The sequence below is a fragment of the Streptomyces sp. SCA2-17 genome, assembly GCF_044336695.1.
Genome location: NZ_CP117521.1, coordinates 869163 through 888804, shown reverse-complemented (window position 1 = coordinate 888804; position 19642 = coordinate 869163). Strand labels below are relative to the sequence as shown.

Annotated in this window: 20 protein-coding genes and 1 tRNA gene; 13 read left to right on the top strand and 8 right to left on the bottom strand. The window is 72.7% G+C overall.

From position 1 onward, the window contains the following. Positions 1-75 precede the first annotated feature (75 nt). Both PS271_RS03945 and PS271_RS03940 read right to left on the bottom strand, forming a co-directional pair. Complete coding sequence (locus PS271_RS03945) at positions 76-276, bottom strand: DUF1918 domain-containing protein (protein ID WP_398380130.1); 201 nt, start codon at positions 274-276, stop codon at positions 76-78. Between the two features lie 158 nt (positions 277-434). Next, positions 435-1373 carry a DMT family transporter gene (locus PS271_RS03940; RefSeq protein ID WP_398380128.1) on the bottom strand — a complete coding sequence of 313 codons (939 nt, stop codon included), beginning with the start codon at positions 1371-1373 and terminating at the stop codon, positions 435-437. On the opposite strand from PS271_RS03940, the gene PS271_RS03935 reads away from it, so the two are divergent. Then, the gene (locus PS271_RS03935) at positions 1372-2820 is read left to right on the top strand and encodes an aminotransferase-like domain-containing protein (protein WP_398380126.1); all 1449 of its coding nucleotides are present in this window, start codon (positions 1372-1374) and stop codon (positions 2818-2820) included. The two genes, PS271_RS03940 and PS271_RS03935, sit on opposite strands and share 2 nt — an antisense overlap. A gap of 30 nt (positions 2821-2850) precedes the next feature. Beyond that, positions 2851-3243 carry an RNA-binding S4 domain-containing protein gene (locus PS271_RS03930; RefSeq protein WP_398380124.1) on the top strand — a complete coding sequence of 131 codons (393 nt, stop codon included), beginning with the start codon at positions 2851-2853 and terminating at the stop codon, positions 3241-3243. A gap of 394 nt (positions 3244-3637) precedes the next feature. On the opposite strand, the gene PS271_RS03925 is transcribed toward PS271_RS03930, so the two are convergent. Together PS271_RS03925 and PS271_RS03920 are read right to left on the bottom strand one after the other, a co-directional pair. Then, a complete protein-coding gene (locus PS271_RS03925) occupies positions 3638-4276 on the bottom strand; it encodes an NAD(P)-dependent oxidoreductase (RefSeq protein ID WP_398380122.1) in 639 nt (212 codons plus the stop codon). 5 nt (positions 4277-4281) lie between these two features. After that, the gene (locus PS271_RS03920) at positions 4282-5214 is read right to left on the bottom strand and encodes an EamA family transporter (RefSeq protein WP_398380120.1); all 933 of its coding nucleotides are present in this window, start codon (positions 5212-5214) and stop codon (positions 4282-4284) included. A 100-nt stretch (positions 5215-5314) separates the two neighbouring features. On the opposite strand from PS271_RS03920, the gene PS271_RS03915 reads away from it, so the two are divergent. Further along, positions 5315-5812 carry a MarR family winged helix-turn-helix transcriptional regulator gene (locus PS271_RS03915; RefSeq protein WP_398380118.1) on the top strand — a complete coding sequence of 166 codons (498 nt, stop codon included), beginning with the start codon at positions 5315-5317 and terminating at the stop codon, positions 5810-5812. Positions 5813-5966: 154 nt separating this feature from the next. On the opposite strand, the gene PS271_RS03910 is transcribed toward PS271_RS03915, so the two are convergent. Beyond that, on the bottom strand, positions 5967-6851 hold the full coding sequence (locus PS271_RS03910; RefSeq protein WP_398380116.1) for a sigma-70 family RNA polymerase sigma factor: 885 nt from the start codon (positions 6849-6851) through the stop codon (positions 5967-5969). Between the two features lie 153 nt (positions 6852-7004). Here PS271_RS03910 and PS271_RS03905 point away from each other — a divergent pair, with 153 nt between their 5' ends. Further along, a complete protein-coding gene (locus tag PS271_RS03905) occupies positions 7005-9227 on the top strand; it encodes an NADP-dependent isocitrate dehydrogenase (RefSeq protein WP_398380114.1) in 2223 nt (740 codons plus the stop codon). Between the two features lie 86 nt (positions 9228-9313). Here PS271_RS03905 and PS271_RS03900 read toward each other — a convergent pair whose 3' ends face one another. Continuing rightward, positions 9314-9736 (bottom strand): carboxymuconolactone decarboxylase family protein, encoded by a 423-nt coding sequence (locus PS271_RS03900; RefSeq protein WP_356286690.1) that lies wholly within the window; start codon positions 9734-9736, stop codon positions 9314-9316. A 53-nt stretch (positions 9737-9789) separates the two neighbouring features. Between PS271_RS03900 and PS271_RS03895 the strand changes: the two genes are divergently transcribed. Continuing rightward, complete coding sequence (locus tag PS271_RS03895) at positions 9790-10371, top strand: hypothetical protein (protein ID WP_398380112.1); 582 nt, start codon at positions 9790-9792, stop codon at positions 10369-10371. Beyond that, complete coding sequence (locus PS271_RS03890; protein WP_398380110.1) at positions 10355-11344, top strand: phosphotransferase family protein; 990 nt, start codon at positions 10355-10357, stop codon at positions 11342-11344. The genes PS271_RS03895 and PS271_RS03890 overlap by 17 nt, the downstream gene beginning before the upstream one ends. Here PS271_RS03890 and PS271_RS03885 read toward each other — a convergent pair. Then, positions 11280-12242 carry an SMP-30/gluconolactonase/LRE family protein gene (locus PS271_RS03885; protein ID WP_398380108.1) on the bottom strand — a complete coding sequence of 321 codons (963 nt, stop codon included), beginning with the start codon at positions 12240-12242 and terminating at the stop codon, positions 11280-11282. The two genes, PS271_RS03890 and PS271_RS03885, sit on opposite strands and share 65 nt — an antisense overlap. A 98-nt stretch (positions 12243-12340) precedes the next feature. Here PS271_RS03885 and PS271_RS03880 point away from each other — a divergent pair, with 98 nt between their 5' ends. The 7 genes from PS271_RS03880 to PS271_RS03850 all read left to right on the top strand — a co-directional run bounded on the left by PS271_RS03880 (position 12341) and on the right by PS271_RS03850 (position 19303). After that, complete coding sequence (locus PS271_RS03880; RefSeq protein ID WP_398380106.1) at positions 12341-12793, top strand: Lrp/AsnC family transcriptional regulator; 453 nt, start codon at positions 12341-12343, stop codon at positions 12791-12793. A gap of 155 nt (positions 12794-12948) precedes the next feature. After that, a complete protein-coding gene (argC, locus tag PS271_RS03875) occupies positions 12949-13977 on the top strand; it encodes an N-acetyl-gamma-glutamyl-phosphate reductase (RefSeq protein WP_398380104.1) in 1029 nt (342 codons plus the stop codon). 109 nt (positions 13978-14086) lie between these two features. Next, a complete protein-coding gene (gene argJ / locus PS271_RS03870) occupies positions 14087-15238 on the top strand; it encodes a bifunctional glutamate N-acetyltransferase/amino-acid acetyltransferase ArgJ (RefSeq protein ID WP_398380102.1) in 1152 nt (383 codons plus the stop codon). Beyond that, entirely contained in the window at positions 15235-16227 is a 993-nt protein-coding gene (argB, locus tag PS271_RS03865) for an acetylglutamate kinase (protein ID WP_398380100.1), read from the top strand. The genes argJ and argB overlap by 4 nt, the downstream gene beginning before the upstream one ends. After that, positions 16224-17420 carry an acetylornithine transaminase gene (locus tag PS271_RS03860; protein ID WP_398380098.1) on the top strand — a complete coding sequence of 399 codons (1197 nt, stop codon included), beginning with the start codon at positions 16224-16226 and terminating at the stop codon, positions 17418-17420. Before argB ends, PS271_RS03860 begins: the two co-directional genes overlap by 4 nt. A 7-nt stretch (positions 17421-17427) precedes the next feature. Continuing rightward, entirely contained in the window at positions 17428-17970 is a 543-nt protein-coding gene (locus tag PS271_RS03855) for an arginine repressor (protein ID WP_120759949.1), read from the top strand. A 130-nt stretch (positions 17971-18100) separates the two neighbouring features. Further along, positions 18101-19303 (top strand): amidohydrolase family protein, encoded by a 1203-nt coding sequence (locus PS271_RS03850; RefSeq protein WP_398380096.1) that lies wholly within the window; start codon positions 18101-18103, stop codon positions 19301-19303. A gap of 82 nt (positions 19304-19385) precedes the next feature. Here PS271_RS03850 and PS271_RS03845 read toward each other — a convergent pair. Further along, positions 19386-19462 (bottom strand) — tRNA-Pro (locus tag PS271_RS03845). Positions 19463-19642 lie beyond the last annotated feature (180 nt).

The window sequence follows — 19642 nt, the reverse complement described above, 5'->3', positions numbered from 1 at the left end:
CAAGTCGCCGGGGCGGCGGCACAAAAGCGCGGCGCCGCCGGAGACAACCTCGCCCGCGGCCGGGCCGGGCGCTAGCTAACGCTGATCGCTCGCCTTGCGGTGGTCGACCACGGAGTCCGGGCCGGGCGACATGATCGTCTCGTGGCCGTTCTCGGCGCGGACCCGGTACGGCGGATTGCCGTTGGGCCCCAGCACCTCGACGATCTCCACGACGTGGTCTTCCTTGCCGACCGTCCGCCCGTGGACCACCAACCGGTCACCTTTGCTCGCATGCATCGACGGTGCCCTTCTGTTCGAGTTCCGTTCGAGATTCGCGATCCGAGACGTGTGCTGGGATGCTCCCAAGTCTACGGTGACCGGCGGTATATGGCCCGCCCCTCGGCCAGGTGGAGCAACGCGGCGAGCGCCTCCGCGGGCCGCGGCGGGCCGCCCGCTCAGCCGCGCGCCCGCTGCGTCACCCCGATGCACACGAGCACCGCCACGGCGGCCACCGGTGCGGCGGGCGTCAGGTGCTCGCCGAGCAGCAGCACCGACCAGACCAGCGTGAGCAGCGGCTGAGCCAGCTGCAACTGGCTCGCGCGGGCCACGCCGATCGCGCCCATGCCCCGGTACCACACCCACATGCCCACGAACTGCGACCCCGCGGCGAGCCACAGCAGCCCCGCGATCGTGTGCCCCGTGAGGTGTACGGGCTCGGCCGGCAGCGCCAGCGCCGCCCCGACGGCCGCGACCGGCAGGCACAGCACCAGCGCCCAGCCGATGACCTGCCAGCCCGGCATCTCGCGGGCCAGTTGCCCGCCCTCCGCGTAGCCCGCCGCGCACACGAGCAGCGCCGCGAACAGGTACAGGTCGCTGCCCGTGGGGCTGCCGCCGCTCTGCTGCACGGCGAAGGCGATCACCACGGCGGCGCCGACCACGGCCGCGCCCCAGAACGTGCGCGAGTGGCGCGTCCGGTTCCGTACGGACGAGTAGGCGGCCGTCGTCAGCGGCAGCAGGCCCACGACGACGGCGGCGTGCGAGGTGGTGGAGGTCTGCAGCGCCAGCGTGGTCAGCAGGGGGAAGCCGACGCAGGTGCCGCCGGCCACCGCGCACAGCGCCGGCCAGTGGCGGCGCGCGGGAGCCCGTACGCGCAGGGCGAGCAGGCAGATGCCGGCGATCAGGCCGCCGAGCGCCATCCGGCAGCTGACCAGGGACCACGGGCCGAGCCCTTCCAGGGCCCATGCGGTCGCGGGGAACGTCAGCGAGAAGGAGGCCACGCCCAGGGCGGCCAGCAGGACGCCGCTCCGCGTGCGGCCGACCGCGCCGGCGGCTGCGACTGCGGGGCTCTGCACTGCTATCGCAGTCGGGCGGATAGCGCTATCTTTGAGTTTCATGTATGAGCGTAACAGCGTGGCTGAGCTGGCTGAAGCCCTTAAACGGGAGCTGGACCGCTACTCTCCGGGTGAGAAGCTGCCGTCCAGCCGGGCCCTTGTCGAGCGCTTCCGCGTCAGCCCCGTGACTGTTTCGCGCGCCCTCGCCACGCTCGCCGCGGAGGGGCTGGTGACCACCCGCCCCGGCGCGGGCGCCTTCCGTACCGCCCCGCACAGCGCGCCCGTACGCCTCGGCGACACCTCCTGGCAGCAGGTCGCCCTCAGCGCCGAGAGCTCCGCGGAGGCGATCCCGCGCGCCGTGGACGCCACCGGCGTGCTCACCACGCTCGCCGAGCCGCCGCCCGGAGTCATCGAGCTCAGCGGCGGCTACCTCCACCCCTCCCTCCAGCCCGAGCGCGCCCTCGCCGCAGCTCTCGGCCGCGCCGGCCGCCGCCCCGGCGCGTGGGGGCGCCCGCCCATCGAGGGGGTGACCGAGCTCCGTGCCTGGTTCGCCCGCGAGATCAGCGGACCGGCCGGCACCCTCGCCGCCTCCGACGTGCTGATCACCGCCGGCGGCCAGAGCGCGCTGACCGCGGCGCTGAGGGCCCTCGCCCCGCCGGGGGCGCCGGTCCTCGTCGAGTCCCCCACCTACCCCGGCATGCTCGCTGTCGCCCGCGCCTCCGGCCTGCGGCCCGTCCCCGTCCCGGCGGACGCGCACGGCGTGCGCACGGATCTGCTGGCCGAAGCGTTCCGGGCGAGCGGTGCCAGCGTGTTCGTCTGCCAGCCGCTCTTCCAGAACCCCTCCGGCGCGGTCCTGGCCGAGGAGCGGCGGCGCGAGGTGGTCCGGGTGGCGCGCGAGGCCGGGGCCTTCGTCATCGAGGACGACTTCGCGCGCCGCCTCGCCCACGAGGACGCCCCGCCGCTGCCGCCGACGCTCGCCTCCGACGACCCCGACGGCATCGTCGTCCACGTCTGCTCCCTCACCAAGGCCACCTCGCCCAGCCTGCGCGTGGGGGCGCTCGCCGCCCGCGGGCCTGTCCTCGAACGCCTGCGGGCCATCCAGGTCGTCGACAGCTTCTTCGTGCCGCGGCCGCTGCAAGAAGCCGCCCTCGAACTCGTCGGCTCGCCCGCCTGGCCCCGCCACCGGCGCAACTCCGCCGCCGAGCTGCGCGTCCGCCGCGAGGCGCTGCTCACCGCGCTGCGCCGCGAACTTCCCGACGTCACCGTGGACTTCGTCCCGCCCGGCGGCTTCCACATGTGGGCCCGCCTCCCGGACGGCACGGACGAGGACGCCCTGGCCGCGGCCGCGCTGCGGGCCGGGGTCGCCGTCGCCTCGGGCCGCCCCTCCTACCCCGCGGAAGCCGCCGCCCCGCACCTGCGGCTCAGCTTCGCGGCCGCCACGGGCGTGGCGGAGCTGGCGGAGGGCGTGGGGCGGCTGCGGACGGCGTTCGAAGACGTCGCGGGCCGGTGACCGGCGGGGGCGGCGGGCTAGAGTCGGTACATGGCTTCAGGTGAGGGGAGCGGCCCGGTTCGGGTCGACAGCTGGATCTGGTCCGTACGGCTCACGAAGACGCGCTCCGCGGCGGGCACGGCCTGCCGCGCGGGGCACGTCCGCGTCAACGGCGACCGCGCCAAGCCGGCCCAGCCGGTACGGGTCGGCGACGAGGTACGGGTGCGGCTCGCCGGGCGCGAGCGCGTCGTCGTCGTGTCGCGGCTCATCAGCAAGCGCGTCGGCGCGCCCGCCGCGGCGGAGTGCTACGTCGACAACTCCCCGCCGGAACCGCCCCGCGAACACGTGGCCGCGGCCGCCGTCCGCGACCGCGGCACGGGCCGCCCCACCAAGCGGGACCGCCGAGACCTGGAACGCCTACAGGGCGCCCAGCGGGGCCGCTAGCTCTGCCACGCTACGGGGAGGGCCGGGCCCGTCACCGCCGATACGGCGTGCATGCGCTTGCGCGACGGCCGGCGCAGGGGCCGGTTCGGCACCGCCGATACGGTGCTCGGCGCCGGCCCGGCACGTAACCATGGCAGGCCGTGTCGGCGGTGCCGGGCGGCCTGTCGGCCGGGCTGTGCGGCCGTGCCATGACCGGGTGCGGCCTCGCGCGCACACACTCGGTGCAGGGCCGGCACATTCCCCCCGCCGCAATGGCGCGCAACCACCACCGGCCCTATCGGCGGTGCCGGACAGCCTGTTGGCCGGGTCGCGCGGCGCGTGCGTGGACGTGCCGGGTCGGCACAGACGGTCCGTCGTGGCCGCCGGGACAGCCGGGCCGGGCCCGGCCGCCGCGTCAGTACGCCACCGTGAACCGCGTCCGGTGGTGCTTCGGGCGTTCCGCCTCGTCGAGGAGGGCGACCGCCAGGTCTTCCATGGAGATGGCCGAGACGCCGTCCGGGTCCACCAGGAGTTCGTCCGTGCCCAGCCGGTAGCGGCCGGTGCGCTCGCCCGGTTCCAGCAGGGCCGCCGGGCTCAGGTAGGCCCAGTCCACGTGCTGGTCCGCGCGGCAGGCCGCGAGCTGGTCGTTGCAGGCCAGGGCTATGGGCCGCCAGTCGGCGGGGAACCCGGGGCCGTCGATCACGGTGGTGCCCCCGGCGCCGGGAAGGGTCAGGCTGCCCGCGCCGCCGACGAGCAGCAGCCGTACCCCCGTGCGGGCGAGCCCGGCCAGCAGCCCCTCCGTCGCGGCGACGAGCTGCCCCTCGCTGCCGGGCGCAGGACGGGTCGCACCGATCACGACGTCCTGCCCGGCGCTGAGCCGGGCGACGTCGTCCGCCACCGACGCGTCGCCCGTACGGGCGTCCGCCGCGGCCGGCAGCCCGGGGAAGCGGGCGGCGTCACGTACGACGGCGGTGACCTGGTGGCCGCGGGCCAGGGCCTCGGCCACTACCCGGCTGCCCACGTTGCCGGCTGCTCCGAAGACGGTGATGCGCATGACTGTCAGCTCCTGTGCTGGTTGGAAGAGGCGGCCGCGGCAACCGGCCGGGCCGTGGACGGAAGAGTATGCGTGCTGCGCGGACCCCGCCCGCGCCCTGCCTGCGCCGCGACGAGCGAGCCGAGGACGACCACCGCCCCGAACCCCTGTGCCACGGTGAGCTCCTGACCGAGCGCCAGCCACCCGAGCACCGTGGCGACCAGCGGGCTGAGCAGCCCGAGGAAGGTGACGTCGGTGGGGGAGAGCAGCCGGATCCCGCGGAACCACAAGGCGTACGCGAGGGCCGAGCCGATGACGGCGAGGTAGGCGTAGCCGGCCAGGTTCGTGCCGGTCGGTACCGGCGGCGGGCCCTCGGCGAAGAAGGCGACGGGGAGCAGGAGCAGGCCGCCGGCAACGAGCTGCCACCCGGTCGTCGCGAGCAGCGGCGCGGGCGACGCCCAGCGCTTGCTGAGGACGACCCCGGTGGCCATGACGACCGCCCCGCCGGCCGCGGCGGCGACGCCGAGCCCGTCCAGCCGTGCACCGGCCCGCAGGACGAGCAGGCTGACGCCCGCCACGCCGGCGACGGCGGCGATCAGCGTGCGCGGCTTGAGCCGCTCACCGAGCAGGCCGGAGGCGAGAAGGGCGACCAGCAGCGGCTGGATCGCGCCGACGGTCGCGGCGACTCCGCCGGGCAGCCGGTACGCGGCGACGAACAGCAGCGCGAAGAACGCGCCGATGTTGAGCGCGCCCAGCACCAGCGCCCGCCACCACCACACGCCCTGCGGCAGGCGCCGCGTGACGGCGACGAGCGCGAGCCCGGCGGGCAGGGCGCGGACGACCGCGGCGAGCAGCGGGCGGCCCGGCGGGAGGAGCTCGGTCGTGACGAGATAGGTGGTGCCCCAGACGGCGGGCGCCAGGGCGGTGAGCAGCAGGGTTCCGACTCGATTGCTTAGCACTAAAGCAATGTATCTCACCGCTAAGCTATTTAGGGGGTCCGTGACCTTGTGAGGTACCTCACCGCTAAGGCAAACGCCGTCGATCCACTACCCTGAGCCCATGGCAGATCACGTCGACCGAGTGCTCGAACAGTGGGCCGCACGCCGCCCCGACCTCGATGTTTCGCCGATGGCGGTGATCGGGCGCCTGTCGCGCCTCTCCCGGCTCGTGGATACCGAACTGCGCCGCACCTTCACCGCCCACGGCCTCGACGCCGCGTCCTTCGACGTCCTCGCCACGCTGCGGCGCAGCGACCCGCCGCACAGCCTCACCCCCGCCGAGCTCATGCGCTCCTCGATGGTCACCTCCGGGGCGATCACACAGCGCCTCGACCGGCTGGAGGCCCGCGGCCTGGTGCGCCGCAGCCCCAGCGCCTCGGACGGCCGCAGCGTCGTCGTCGCGCTCACGGACGACGGCCGCGAGCTCATCGACGCGGCCCTGCCCGATCACGTCGCCACCGAGACCCGCCTGCTCGCCGCGCTCACGGAAGGCGAGCGCGACACGCTCGCGACCGTCCTCGCCACCCTCCTGGAGTCACTCGGCGACGCAAAGGGATGACCTCCCGGTCTCCGAGCCCCGGTCTCCGAGCCCCGGTCTCCGAGCCCCGGTCTCCGAGCCCCGGTCTCCGAGCCCCGGTCTCCGAGCCCCGGTCTCCGAGCCCCGGTCTCCGAGCCCCGGTCTCCGAGCCCCGGCCGCCGCTGCCGCCCGCGCCTCAGAACTCCGTCTGCACGTCCAGCCGCCCCAGCCGCTCCGGATCCGCAAGGATGTCGATCTCGACGATCCGGCCGTCCGCGATCGTGAATCCCAGCACCGAGAGCAGGCGCCCCTCCAGGGCCGTGACGACCCCCGCGGCGCCGTTGACCAGCGCCCGCCGCGCGAAGAGCGCCGGGGACCGGAACAGCATGGCCTGCCCCGCGACCTCCCGCGCACCGCGGACCTCCTGCGACGCCCTCACACCACCGGCCCCGGCATCGGCCCGCAGCACCACATCCGGGTCGAGCACGGCCACCAGCGCGTCGAAGTCACCGGCCCGCGAGGCCGCCATGAAGGCGTCGACGACCTTCCACTGCCGGGCCAGGTCCGTCTCGGGCTCGGGCGCCGCGCCCCGCACCCGGCGCCGCGCCCGGCTCGCGAGCTGCCGCGCCGCGGCCGTCGTCCGCCCCACCATGGGCGCGATCTCATCGAACGGCATGCCGAACATGTCGTGCAGGACGAACGCCAGCCGCTCGGCCGGATCCAGCGTGTCCAGCACGACCAGCAGGGCGAGGCCGACCGAATCCGCCAGCAGCGCCGCGTGCTCGGGATCGACCTCGTCCGCGCCGCGGCTCACGAGCGGGTCGGGCACCCGTACGTCCAGCGGCTCCTCGGCCCGCGACGCGCGCGAGCGCAGTATGTCGAGGCACACCCGGCCGACGACCGTCGTCAGCCACCCGCCGAGGTTGGCGACGCCGTCCGCGCCGGAGCGGTCGAGCCGCAGCCACGCCTCCTGCACGGCGTCCTCCGCCTCGCTGAGTGAGCCGAGCATGCGGTAAGCGACCGCCCGCAGGTGGGAGCGGTGGGCCTCGAAGCGATCCGCCAGGAATTCGTTCTCGTTCATCGGTCACACTCTTCCGTCGCGATCCGTCGAAGAGATGACGGACGGGAGGACACCGATGTGACACGTGAGTGTGGCCAGGGTCCTGTCGAGAGGGGCCCCGGCACGAGATATCTTGATGTCGAGCAATGTTACAGACGTGGAGCGGAGCACCCGGTGACTGACTCGACCATCATCTATACGCACACCGACGAGGCCCCGGCCCTGGCCACGCACTCGTTCCTGCCTGTGGTCCAGGCCTACGCCTCGACGGCCGGGGTCACCGTGGAGACGCGTGACATCTCCCTGGCCGGGCGCATCATCGCCGGCTTCCCCGAGTACCTCGAGGAGAGCCAGCGGATCGACGACGCCCTGGCGGAGCTGGGTGAGCTGGCCAAGACGCCCGAGGCCAACATCATCAAGCTGCCGAACATCTCGGCGTCCATCCCGCAGCTGAAGGCCGCCGTAGCGGAGCTTCAGTCCCAGGGCTACGCCCTGCCGGACTACCCGGACGACCCGAAGACCGACGAGGAGCGCGACATCCGCGCCCGCTACGACAAGGTCAAGGGCAGCGCCGTCAACCCGGTCCTGCGCGAGGGCAACTCCGACCGCCGCGCCCCCGCGTCGGTCAAGAACTACGCCAAGGCGCACCCGCACCGCATGGGCGCCTGGTCGGCCGACTCGAAGACGAACGTCGCCACGATGGGCGTCGACGACTTCCGCTCCACCGAGAAGTCCGCGGTCGTCGCCGAGGACGGCACGTTCCGCATCGAGCTCAAGGGTGACGACGGCTCCACCACCGTCCTGCGCGAGTCGATCCCCGTGCGCGCGGGCGAGGTCGTCGACGCCTCCGTCATGCGCGTCGCCGCGCTGCGCGAGTTCCTCGCGGCGCAGGTCGCCCGCGCCAAGGCCGAGGGCGTGCTGTTCTCCGTGCACCTGAAGGCCACGATGATGAAGGTCTCCGACCCGATCATCTTCGGCCACGTGGTCCGCGCCTTCTTCCCGAAGACCTTCGCGAAGTACGGCGAGGTGCTCATCGCGGCCGGCCTGACCCCGAACGACGGCCTCGGCGGCATCCTCAAGGGCCTGGAGACGCTGCCCCACATGGGCGACGAGATCAAGGCCTCCTTCGACGCCGAGCTCGCCGAGGGCCCCGCCCTGGCGATGGTCGACTCCGACAAGGGCATCACCAACCTGCACGTCCCGAGCGACGTCATCGTCGACGCCTCCATGCCGGCCATGATCCGCACCTCCGGCCACATGTGGGGCCCGGACGGCCAGGAGGCCGACACCCTCGCCGTCCTCCCGGACAGCAGCTACGCGGGCGTCTACCAGGCCGTCATCGAGGACTGCCGCGCGAACGGCGCCTTCGACCCGGCGACGATGGGCTCCGTGCCGAACGTCGGCCTCATGGCCCAGAAGGCCGAGGAGTACGGCAGCCACGACAAGACCTTCGAGATCCCCGTCACCGGCACGGTCCGCGTCCTCGACGCCGCCGGCAACGCCGTGCTGGAGCAGACGGTCGGCCAGGGCGACATCTTCCGCATGTGCCAGGCCAAGGACGCCCCGATCCGCGACTGGGTCAAGCTCGCCGTCACCCGCGCCCGCGCCACCGGCGCCCCGGCCGTCTTCTGGCTCGACGAGACCCGCGCCCACGACGCGCAGCTCATCAAGAAGGTCAAGGCGTACCTGCCGGAGCACGACACCGAGGGCCTGCAGATCGAGATCATGTCGCCGGTCGAGGCGACCAAGTTCTCCCTGGAGCGCATCCGCCGCGGCGAGGACACCATCTCCGTCACCGGCAACGTCCTGCGTGACTACCTGACCGACCTGTTCCCGATCCTCGAGCTCGGCACGAGCGCGAAGATGCTGTCGGTCGTCCCGCTCATGAACGGCGGCGGCCTCTTCGAGACCGGCGCCGGCGGCTCCGCCCCCAAGCACGTGCAGCAGCTCGTCAAGGAGAACTACCTCCGCTGGGACAGCCTCGGCGAGTTCTTCGCCCTCGCCGCCAGCTTCGAGCACCTCGCGACGACCACGGACAACGCCCGCGCCAAGGTCCTCGCCGACACGCTCGACCGCGCGACCGGCACCTTCCTCAACGAGGACAAGTCGCCGAGCCGCCGCCTGGGCGGCATCGACAACCGCGGCAGCCACTTCTACCTCGCGATGTACTGGGCCCAGGAGCTCGCGAAGCAGACCGACGACGCGCAGCTCGCGGAGGCGTTCGGGCCGCTGGCCAAGACGCTGACCGAGCAGGAGGACACCATCGTCGGCGAGCTGATCGCGGTGCAGGGTTCCCCGGCCGACATCGGCGGCTACTACCAGCCCGACGTGACGAAGGCCTCGGCCGTCATGCGCCCGTCGGCGACGCTCAACCAGGCCCTGGCGACCCTGGCCTGACGCGCCCGCACACGGTAAACCGTTCCGCCCCGGCCGGCCCTGCGCCCGGCCGGGGCGGTTCTGTCCGCCCGGGGCACAGGCGCGCGTCAGTCCTGCGCGACGGGCAGGAGCCCGCGCTCCCCGAAGACCTTCTTGGCCACGAAGGTGGCGTTGAGCGCCCGGGGCATCCCGCAGTACACGGCGGAGTGCAGCAGCGCCTCGGTGATCTCCTCGGGAGCGAGGCCCACATTGAGGGCCGCGTTGATGTGCACGTCCAGCTGCGGCTCGCAGCCGCCCAGGGCGGTGAGCATGCCGAGGGTCACCAGCTGCCGGTCGCGGGGGGCCAGGCCGGGCCGGTCGTAGATGTCGCCGAAGGCCCAGGAGACGACCTGGTGGCCGAGCTCCGGCGAGATGTCGGCCAGGGAGTCGATGACCTTCTGCCCGCTCTCTCCGTCGATGCGGGTCAGGACCTCCATGCCGTGGTCGAAGCGCTCCTGGCGGGTCCTGGCGGTGCTGTTGTCCGTAGTCATGGCAAGACCGTAGATCTTGGAGTGCGCTCCAGGGCAAGCGCGACCCAAAGGGGATGAAAAAGGTGATACGGAGACATGGGGGCGCGGGGGCGTATCTGTACCTCAAGGACGCCGAGGGACGGGACGCCCTGGGGCTCGCCCGGCACTGGCACGTGACCGGCGTCGAGAGCGAACTGCGCCGCAGAACCGGGGCGACGGGCCCGGTCGTACGCAGGGCGGCCCGGGAGGGATGGGGAAGCGCGTGCGAAGAGCTGTCGCTCGGCGGCCTGACCGTACGCAACGGACACGCCGCGATCCTCACCGAGCTGGAGCCGAAGTACGGGATCAAGCCGTCCTTCGCGGAGCTGCTGGGCCGCGCCCTGACCGAGCCGGACGTCGACCAGCCGGTGTGGTCCGCGACGACGTTCGCGGCCCACGAGCGCGACGACCCCGCTGTCCGGGCGGAGGCCGCCGCGCTGCGGGACCGGCCGGATCCGCTGGAGCGGTACGTGCACCCGGGACCCGGACGCTGCGGTCCGCGAGCAGGCGTGCAGGGCCCTCACCGGCTCCCCGGCCCCCGCGGACGCCCTCGCCGCCTGTCGCTACGGCAGGCCCGCGTCCGGATGATGAGGTGGCACGGTGACCAACCACGATGAGGCGGCGGCTGTCCGGCCGCGGACACTGGCCTGGGTGAGCCGGCACCTGGAGGCCGGCGAGCGGATCGTCGGAACCGAGGCGCTGCACGGCGGCATCACTGCCGAAATGCGGAGGCTGACCATCAGCACGCGGGACGGAGGCACCCGCGACCTGGTGCTCCGGACCTTCACCACCGCGGAGCACGCCGAGGCCCGGCTGGACAGGGAGTCCGGCGCCCTGACCCTGCTGGCGGGGACCGGCGTGCCGGCTCCTGGGCTGGTCGCGGTCGACCGGACCGCCGCGCATTGCGAGTATCCGTCGCTCCTGATGACGCATATGGCGGGCCGGACGGTCCTCGACGACGAGGGGTTGGAGACGCGCGTCCCTCTGCTGGCCCGCCAACTCGTGGCGATCCACGCGCTGCGACCCGTTGTGCGGCCCCGAGAGTACGTGGCGTTGACGACCGCCGACTCCGTCGTGACCCCGAAGGGTGCCGACGCGGCGGCGTGGGCCGCGGCGATCGAGCTGATCCGCAGGCCCGCGCCGCCCTACGAAGGGCGACTCCTGCACCGGGACTTCCAGCCCGGCAACGTGCTGTTCGACGTGCCGCCCTCAAGTCCGGCAGGCGCCCGGATCACCGGCGTCGTCGACTGGGCGGCGAGTTCCTGGGGGCCGGCGGATCTCGATGTGGCGCACTGCTCCACCAATCTCGCGCTGCTGCACGGCCCGGGGTGGGGTCTGCGGTTCGCCGAGGCTTACGAGGAGGCCGGCGGCGTGCCGGCGGCGGCCGCGAGCGAGCGGCTGTACTGGCGGGTGCGGAGCGGGCTGGCGTTCTCGGAAGAGGTGCGGGCGGTGTCCCGGCCGTGGCGGGAGGCGGGGAGGACGGAGCTGACGACGCGAGCCGTCGAGGAGCGGCTGGACGCGTATGTCACCGCCCTGATGGACGGGGCGGCCGGCGCCGGTGCCCCGGGCCCGTCGGGTGCGTGCCCGTGACGCCCATGACCGCCGAATAGAGGCTGGTCCGGGCGGTGATGAAGAGACGGTTGCGCTTGGCTCCGCCCCAGGAGATGTTGGCCACCGTCTCGGGGATGTCGAGCCGCCCGATCAGCGTGCCGTCGGAGTCGTAGCAGTGCACCCCGTCCTCCATCGCGGCCGCCCACAGCCGGCCGTCGTCGTCGAAGCGGAGGTTGTCGAAGCGCGCGTTCTTGCGGCGCCCGGCGTCGGCGAAGACCTCTCCGTCGGAGAGCGTGCCGTCGTCCCGCACGTCGAAGACCCGGATGCAGCCCGCCCGGGTGTCGGAGACGAACAGCTGCCGCTCGTCGGCCGAGAAGACCAGGCCGTTCGGCGCCGCGAAGCAGTCGGCGACCAGGCGTACTTCACCGTTGTCCGGGTCGATCCGGTAGACGTTGCTGGCGCCGATCTCGCTCTCGGCGCGGTACCCCTCGTAGTCGCTGGTGATGCCGAAGTCGGGGTCGGAGAACCAGATGGAGCCGTCCGACTTCACCGCCGCGTCGTTCGGGCTGTTCAGCCGCTTGCCCTGCCAGCGGTCGGCCAGCACCGTGATCGTGCCGTCGTGCTCGGTCCGCGTCACCCGGCGGTTGCCCTGCTCACAGGTGATCAACCGGCCCCGGCGGTCGAGGGTGTTGCCGTTGGTGTGCCCGGCGAAGCGGCGGAAGACGCTGACGGCACCGGTCTCCTCGTCCCAGCGCAGCATCCGGTCGTTGGGGATGTCGCTCCAGATCACCTGCCTCCAGGCCGGGAGGTAGACCGGCCCCTCGGCCCAGCGGCACCCCGTGTACAGCACCTCCAAGCGGTCATCGCCGTTCATGCACTGCCCGGTGCGGAACCGGTCGTCGAACATCTCGTACAGCGCAGGGCGCTCGCTGGTCATGGGTCCCCTCCACAAATATGAGCCGAATATTCTTCGGCTTGGTGGCGAGATTGCAAGATGGGCTATGGTCTTCGCAAGGTTATAGCGAATGGGGAGCTGTGGATCATATTGACCGCGCCCTGCTGGCGCAGCTCCAGCAGGACGCCACCCAGTCCTACGCCGCGCTGGGCCGGGCCGTGGGCCTGTCCGCCGGTGCGGCCCACGAGCGCGTGCGCAAGCTGCGGGAGCGCGGCGTCATCCGGCGCACCACGGTCGAGGTGGACCCGGCGGCGGTGGGCGGCGGCGTCCTGGCCTACGTGATGGTCGACTCGACCGCCTGGATGGGCGACTCGGCGAAGGACTTCGCCGCGCTCCCCGAGATCCTGGAGGCGCACGTCATCGCCGGCAGCGCCTCAGTGCTGCTGAAAGTCAGGACCACGACCACCGAGCAGCTCCAGGACGTGCTGCGCCGGCTCTACGCAATCGACGGGGTTAGCGGGACCCAGGCGACGGTCGTGCTGGAGACCTTCTTCGAGCGCCCGGTCTCGCCGCAGGTCGCCGATCGGACGTGATCTCACGCGACGACCTGACGCGCGATCTCACGCGAGCCCAGGTGGTCGACCGCAAGCCCCGCGGGCCTTGTGAAGCGCGTACTGCGATTCACGTAGCGCCATTGCATAAATCTTCATTCATTCGTATAGTCATGCCATCGACCAGGAGGGGCCCGATGGCAGTACGTGTGGCAGTGGCAGGAGCGAGCGGATACGCAGGCGGCGAAGTGCTGCGCCTGCTCCTCGCGCACCCCGGCGTACGGATCGGGGCCCTCACCGCGAACAGCAACGCGGGCCAGCGCCTCGGCGCCGTGCAGCCGCATCTGCTTCCCCTGGCCGGGCGGGTTCTGGAGGCCACGAGCGCCGAGGTGCTGGCCGGGCATGACGTGGTGTTTTTGGCGTTGCCGCATGGTCAGTCGGCGGGGGTTGCCGCTGGGCTGGGTGAGGGGACGCTGGTGGTGGATTGCGGTGCGGATTTCCGGCTGCGGGATGCGACGGAGTGGGAGCGGTTTTACGGGTCTGCTCATGCGGGGACGTGGCCGTACGGGTTGCCGGAGTTGCCGGGTGGCCGGGAGGGGCTGAAGGGGGCGCGGCGGATTGCCGTGCCCGGGTGTTATCCGACGGCGGTGTCGCTGGCGCTGGCTCCGGCGTATGCGGCGGGGCTGGTGGAGCCGGAGGCGGTGGTGGTGGCGGCGTCGGGGACGTCGGGTGCGGGCAAGGCGGCCAAGCCGCACCTGCTGGGCTCCGAGGTCATGGGCTCCATGAGCCCGTACGGCGTGGGCGGCGGCCACCGGCACACCCCGGAGATCGTCCAGAACCTCTCCGCAGCTGCGGGGGAGCGCGTGACGGTCTCCTTCACGCCCACCCTCGCCCCCATGTCCCGCGGCATCCTCGCCACGTGCAGCGCCAAGGCCCGCCCCGGCGTTACGGCGGAGAGCCTGCGGAGCGCGTACGAGGAGGCCTACGCCGACGAGTCGTTCGTGCACCTGCTGCCCGAGGGGCAGTGGCCGGCCACCGCCGCGGTGTACGGCTCCAACGCCGCACTGCTCCAGGTCACGCTGGACGAGGCGGCCGGGCGGGTCGTGGTGGTGAGCGCGATCGACAACCTCACCAAGGGCACTGCCGGTGGCGCGGTGCAGAGCATGAACATCGCCCTCGGCCTTCCCGAGGACATGGGGCTGACGGCCACAGGAGTGGCGCCATGAGCGTGCGCCGGGTCATCGCGACCCTTCTGGCACGGCTGGTGCCGTGCGACACGGCCAGGTACAGCACGGCCACCCACACGACGAGCAAGCGGGCGATGGAGGAGATGCAGTGAGCGTCACGGCAGCACAGGGCTTCACGGCGGCGGGCATCGCCGCCGGGATCAAGGAGAACGGCAGCCCGGACCTGGCCCTGGTGGTCAACCAGGGGCCGCGCCTGGCCGCCGCGGGCGTCTTCACCGCCAACCGCGTCAAGGCCGCGCCGGTGCTGTGGTCCCAGCAGGTCCTCAAGGGCGGTCAGGTCTCCGCCGTGGTCCTCAACTCCGGTGGCGCCAACGCCTGCACCGGCCCCGAGGGCTTCGCCGACACCCACGCCACCGCGGAGAAGGCGGCCGAGGTCCTCGGTCACAGTGCGGGCGAGATCGCGATCGCCTCCACCGGCCTGATCGGTGTCCGGCTGCCCATGGACAAACTGCTCCCGGGCATCGAGAAGGCCGCGGCCGGGCTCTCCGCGCACGGCGGCGAGAAGGCCGCGATCGCGATCAAGACCACCGACACCGTCCACAAGACGGCCGTCGCCCAGGGCGAGGGCTGGACGGTGGGCGGCATGGCCAAGGGCGCGGGCATGCTCGCCCCGGGCCTGGCCACCATGCTCGTCGTCCTCACCACCGACGCCGACATCGACACCCCCGGCCTGGACACCGCCCTGCGCGCGGCGACCCGGACGACGTTCGACCGTGTCGACTCCGACGGCTGCATGTCCACCAACGACACCGTCCTGCTCCTGGCCTCCGGCGCCTCCGGCATCACCCCCGACCCGGACGTGTTCGCCGAGGCGGTACGGGCTGTGTGTGACGACCTTGCGCGCCAGCTCATCGGGGATGCGGAGGGGGCGAGCAAGGACATCCGTATCGAGGTGATCAACGCCGCTACCGAGGACGATGCGGTCGAGGTCGGGCGGTCCATCGCCCGCAACAACCTCCTCAAGTGCGCTCTGCACGGTGAGGACCCGAACTGGGGCCGTGTCCTGTCCGCCATCGGCACCACCTCCGCCGCCTTCGACCCCGACGCGCTCAACGTCGCGATCAACGGCGTGTGGGTGTGCCGCAACGGCTCCGTCGGTGACGACCGCGACCTCGTCGACATGCGCTACCGGGAGATCCGTATCACCGCCGACCTCGCCGAGGGCTCCGAGACCGCCGTCATCTGGGCCAACGACCTCACCGCCGACTACGTCCACGAGAACAGCGCGTACTCCTCATGACGACCACGGACAGCACCGACAGCACAGGCACCACAGACCTCACGGACGGTGCGGGCACGACCCGTAAACACACCGCCCTCCCCAAGGCCCGCATCCTCGTCGAAGCGCTGCCCTGGCTGACGCGGCATCACGGAAAGACCGTCGTCATCAAGTTCGGCGGCAACGCCATGGTCGACGACGAGCTCAAGGCGGCCTTCGCCCAGGACGTCGTCTTCCTCCACCACGCCGGGCTGCGCCCCGTCGTCGTGCACGGCGGCGGCCCGCAGATCAGCGCCCAGCTCGACCGGCTCGGCCTCGTATCGGAGTTCAAGGCCGGCCTGCGCGTCACCACACCCGAGGCCATGGACGTCGTCCGCATGGTCCTCGCCGGGCAGGTCCAACGCGAACTCGTCGGGTTGCTCAACCAGCACGGCCCGCTCGCCGTCGGGATGACCGGCGAGGACGCCCACACCATGACCGCGACCAAGCACTACGCCGAGATAGCCGGCGAGCGCGTCGACATCGGCCGCGTCGGCGAGATCACCGCCATCGACACCGGCGCCGTCCAGGCCCTGCTCGACGACGGGCGCATCCCCGTCATCTCCTCCGTCGCCCGCAGCGCCGACGACGGTCACGTCTACAACGTCAACGCCGACACCGCCGCCGCCGCGCTCGCCGCGGCCCTCGGTGCCGAGACGCTCATGGTCCTCACCGACGTCGAGGGCCTGTACGAGGACTGGCCGCACAGCGACGAGGTCATCAGCCGGCTCACGGCGAGCGAACTGGAGGCGCTGCTGCCGGACCTGGCGAGCGGCATGGTCCCCAAGATGGAGGGCTGTCTGCACGCCGTCCGCAACGGCGTCACCACGGCCCGCGTGATAGACGGCCGCGTCCAGCACTCGATCCTGCTGGAGATCTTCACGGACGAAGGCATCGGCACGATGGTCGTCCCGGACTCAGCGGCACCGGCGGCACCAGCGGCAACCGAACAGGAGGCACGGAAGCCGTGAGCAACGCGGAACTCACCGAGCGCTGGCAAGGCGCCCTGATGGACAACTACGGCACCCCCCGCATCCCCCTCGTCCGAGGCGAGGGCAGCACGGTCTGGGACGCCGACGGCAAGCCGTACCTCGACCTCGTCGGCGGCATCGCCGTCAACGCCCTCGGCCACGCGCACCCTGCGGTCGTCCGGGCCGTGTCCGACCAGATCGCCACCCTCGGCCACGTCTCCAACCTCTTCACCGCCGAGCCGACGGTCGCCCTCGCCGAGCGGCTGCTCGGCCTCGCGGGCCGGCCGGGCCGCGTGTATTTCGCCAACTCGGGCGCGGAAGCCGTCGAGGCGGCCTTCAAGATCGGACGGCGTACGGGGCGGCCCCACATGGTCGCCGCCACCGGCGGCTTCCACGGCCGCACGATGGGAGCGCTGGCCCTCACCGGCCAGCCCGCCAAGCAGGACCCCTTCCTGCCGCTCCCCGCCGGCGTCACCCACGTCCCCTACGGCGACGAGGACGCCCTCCGCGCCGCCGTCACCACCGACACCGCGCTCGTCGTGCTGGAGCCCGTCCAGGGTGAGGGCGGCGTCATCGTCCCGCCCGCCGGCTATCTCGCCGCCGCCCGCGAGATCACCCGCGCCACCGGCACCCTCCTCGTCCTGGACGAGATCCAGACAGGTATCGGCCGGACGGGCCACTGGTTCGAGCATCAAGCACAGGGCGTCGAGCCCGACGTCGTCACGCTCGCCAAGGGCCTCGGCGGCGGCCTGCCCATCGGGGCGACCCTCGCCTTCGGCGCGGCGGCCGACCTGCTGACACCCGGTCAGCACGGCTCCACCTTCGGCGGGAACCCCGTCGCCTGCGCCGCCGCCCTGGCCGTCATCGACACCCTGGAGACCGAGGGAATCCTCGCCCGCGTGGCGGCGGCGGGGGAGCGGCTGCGTGACGGGATCGCTGCGCTCGGCCACCCCCTGGTCGACCGCGTCCGTGGCGCGGGCCTGCTGCTGGGTATTGTCCTTTCCGAGCCCCTTGCACCGAAGGTGCAGCAGGCAGCACAGGACGCCGGCCTTCTGGTGAACGCGGTCGCACCCGACGTGGTGCGTTTGGCCCCGCCGCTGGTCATCACCGAAGATGAGGTGGAAACGTTCCTCCGGGCACTGCCGGGTGTCCTGGACGCCGCTGCTCCCGGGGAACGACGAAGCGGAGACTGACGAGACGATGACCCAGGCGCAGGAGCCGGAGCCGTTCCACGGCGGACAGGCCGTACCGCAGACCCGTACCGCCCGCCACCGCCGGATCGTGGACATCCTCGGCCGGCAGGCGGTCCGGTCGCAGAGCCAGCTCGCCAAGCTGCTCGCCGACGACGGCCTGACCGTCACCCAGGCGACGCTCTCCCGCGACCTCGACGAGCTGGGCGCGGTCAAGATCCGCAACACCGGGGGCGAGCTGATCTACGCCGTTCCCTCCGAGGGCGGCGACCGCACGCCCCGGGCCCCGCTCGGCGAGTCCGCGACCGAGGCCCGCATGGCGCGCCTCGCGGGCGAGCTGCTGATCTCGGCGGAGGCGTCCGCGAACCTCGTCGTCCTGCGCACCCCGCCGGGCGCCGCCCAGTTCTTCGCCTCGGCGATCGACCAGGCGGGCGTTCACGAGATCATCGGCACCATCGCGGGCGACGACACGGTGATGCTCATCAGCCGTGACCCCAAGGGCGGCCAGGCCCTCGCGGACCACCTCCTGAGGCTGGCTCAGAAGGAGCGCTGACGCGCCGTCCGGACGCGGCCGCGGGTGCCGGGGGTGAACTCGCCGCCGGGGTGGGCAGGATGTCGAGGGGCGCAGGGCGTCGGCCTCGTGAACACCGGCCCAACCGCAGGCGTGGGGCGAGGGAGGACACATGCTGGCGATCCGCGCGGCGAAGCTCTTCGACGGGATAGGCCCGGGGACCGTCGAACGGCCCGCGGTGCTGGTGGAGGGCGGGCGCGTCACCGGCGTGGTGCCGGGCGGGAGCGTGCCCGCGGAGGCCGCGCTCGTGGACCTGGGGGAGGCGACGCTGCTGCCCGGGTTCGTGGACACCCACGTCCACCTCGCGTTCGACGCGAGCGAGGACGCCGTCGGCCGGCTGCGGCGCGCCGGCGACGAGGAGCTGCTCGACCGCATGCGGGCCGCGGCCCGCGCGACCCTCGCCGCGGGCGTGACGACCGTGCGCGACCTGGGGGACCGGGGATATCTCGCGCTGCGGATCCGGGAGGAGACCGCCAAGGACCCCACCGCCGGGCCCACCGTGCTCGCCTCCGGCCCGCCCCTGACGACCGCCCGCGGCCACTGCTGGTTCCTCGGCGGGCAGGCCGAGGGCGTCGACGCGATCCGGGCGGCCGTACGCGAGCGGGCCGTACGCGGTGTGGACGTCGTGAAGGTGATGGTGACCGGCGGCGACCTCACCCCCGGCTCGGACCCCTTCCGCGTGCAGTACGGCCACGCCGAGCTGCTCGCCGCCGTGCGCGAGGCGCACCGGCACGGCCTTCCGGCCACGGCGCACGCGCACTCCGCGGCCGGCATCGCCGACGCCGTGGCCGCCGGGTTCGACATGGTCGAGCACTGCTTCTTCGTCACCGAGATCACCGACGAGAGCGACGAGAGCGACCCCGGCGTGGACTTTGACCGGCGGGTGCTCGACGACATGGTCCGCCTCGGCGTGGTCGCCTCCCTCACCCTGGGGTCCCTGCCCGGCGGCCCGCCGCCCCCGCCGCGGATCGCCCGCCGCCTCCCCGGCCTGGTCGCCGGGCTGGCCGCGATGCGCGAGGCGGGCGTGGGAGTGGTCTGCGGCAGCGACTCGGGGATCTTCCCGGTCAAGGCCCACGGCAGCCATCCGTACAGCGTCGCCGCCATGGTGGAGACGGGCTTCACTCCGCTGGAGGCGCTCCGCGCGGCGACCTCGGCCGCGGCCCGCGCTTGCGGCGTCGCCTGCCGCAAGGGCTGCATCGCGCCCGGCTTCGACGCGGACCTCGTGGCCGTCGCGGGGGACCCGCTCACCGACATCACGGCCGTCCACGCGGTGACCGCCGTCTTCCGCGAGGGCGTACGGGTCGCCCTGCCGTAAACGGTCCGGCGAGAGCCCGGAAAACGACGGAAGCCGCTCCCTCGCTGTGCGAGGAAACGGCTTCCGACCTGCGGTTATCCGCTGGTCGGGACGGCGGGATTTGAACCCACGACCCCTTGACCCCCAGTCAAGTGCGCTACCAAGCTGCGCCACGTCCCGGTGCTCGTCCCTCCCGGTTTTCCCCGGTCGGGCGTGCAACAAGAAAATATCCTGTTTGGCGGCGTGATCCAAATTCGGGGTCCGGGAGCCCGTCTGTGTGACCGGATCACCACGCAAAGTGACCCCTGAAGAGGATTGACGAACCATACGGTGGAGTGCATAGTTATACCCATCAGCGAA

What these genes read in the sequence shown, in the direction of transcription:
- PS271_RS03945 (WP_398380130.1), bottom strand. Translation starts at nt 276, where the DNA reads ATGCATGCGAGCAAAGGTGACCGGTTGGTGGTCCACGGGCGGACGGTC.
- PS271_RS03935 (WP_398380126.1), top strand. Translation starts at nt 1,372, where the DNA reads ATGTATGAGCGTAACAGCGTGGCTGAGCTGGCTGAAGCCCTTAAACGG.
- PS271_RS03940 (WP_398380128.1), bottom strand. Translation starts at nt 1,373, where the DNA reads ATGAAACTCAAAGATAGCGCTATCCGCCCGACTGCGATAGCAGTGCAG.
- PS271_RS03930 (WP_398380124.1), top strand. Translation starts at nt 2,851, where the DNA reads ATGGCTTCAGGTGAGGGGAGCGGCCCGGTTCGGGTCGACAGCTGGATC.
- PS271_RS03925 (WP_398380122.1), bottom strand. Translation starts at nt 4,276, where the DNA reads ATGCGCATCACCGTCTTCGGAGCAGCCGGCAACGTGGGCAGCCGGGTA.
- PS271_RS03915 (WP_398380118.1), top strand. Translation starts at nt 5,315, where the DNA reads ATGGCAGATCACGTCGACCGAGTGCTCGAACAGTGGGCCGCACGCCGC.
- PS271_RS03910 (WP_398380116.1), bottom strand. Translation starts at nt 6,851, where the DNA reads ATGAACGAGAACGAATTCCTGGCGGATCGCTTCGAGGCCCACCGCTCC.
- PS271_RS03900 (WP_356286690.1), bottom strand. Translation starts at nt 9,736, where the DNA reads ATGACTACGGACAACAGCACCGCCAGGACCCGCCAGGAGCGCTTCGAC.
- PS271_RS03895 (WP_398380112.1), top strand. Translation starts at nt 9,790, where the DNA reads ATGAAAAAGGTGATACGGAGACATGGGGGCGCGGGGGCGTATCTGTAC.
- PS271_RS03885 (WP_398380108.1), bottom strand. Translation starts at nt 12,242, where the DNA reads ATGACCAGCGAGCGCCCTGCGCTGTACGAGATGTTCGACGACCGGTTC.
- argC (WP_398380104.1), top strand. Translation starts at nt 12,949, where the DNA reads ATGGCAGTACGTGTGGCAGTGGCAGGAGCGAGCGGATACGCAGGCGGC.
- argB (WP_398380100.1), top strand. Translation starts at nt 15,235, where the DNA reads ATGACGACCACGGACAGCACCGACAGCACAGGCACCACAGACCTCACG.
- PS271_RS03855 (WP_120759949.1), top strand. Translation starts at nt 17,428, where the DNA reads ATGACCCAGGCGCAGGAGCCGGAGCCGTTCCACGGCGGACAGGCCGTA.
- PS271_RS03850 (WP_398380096.1), top strand. Translation starts at nt 18,101, where the DNA reads ATGCTGGCGATCCGCGCGGCGAAGCTCTTCGACGGGATAGGCCCGGGG.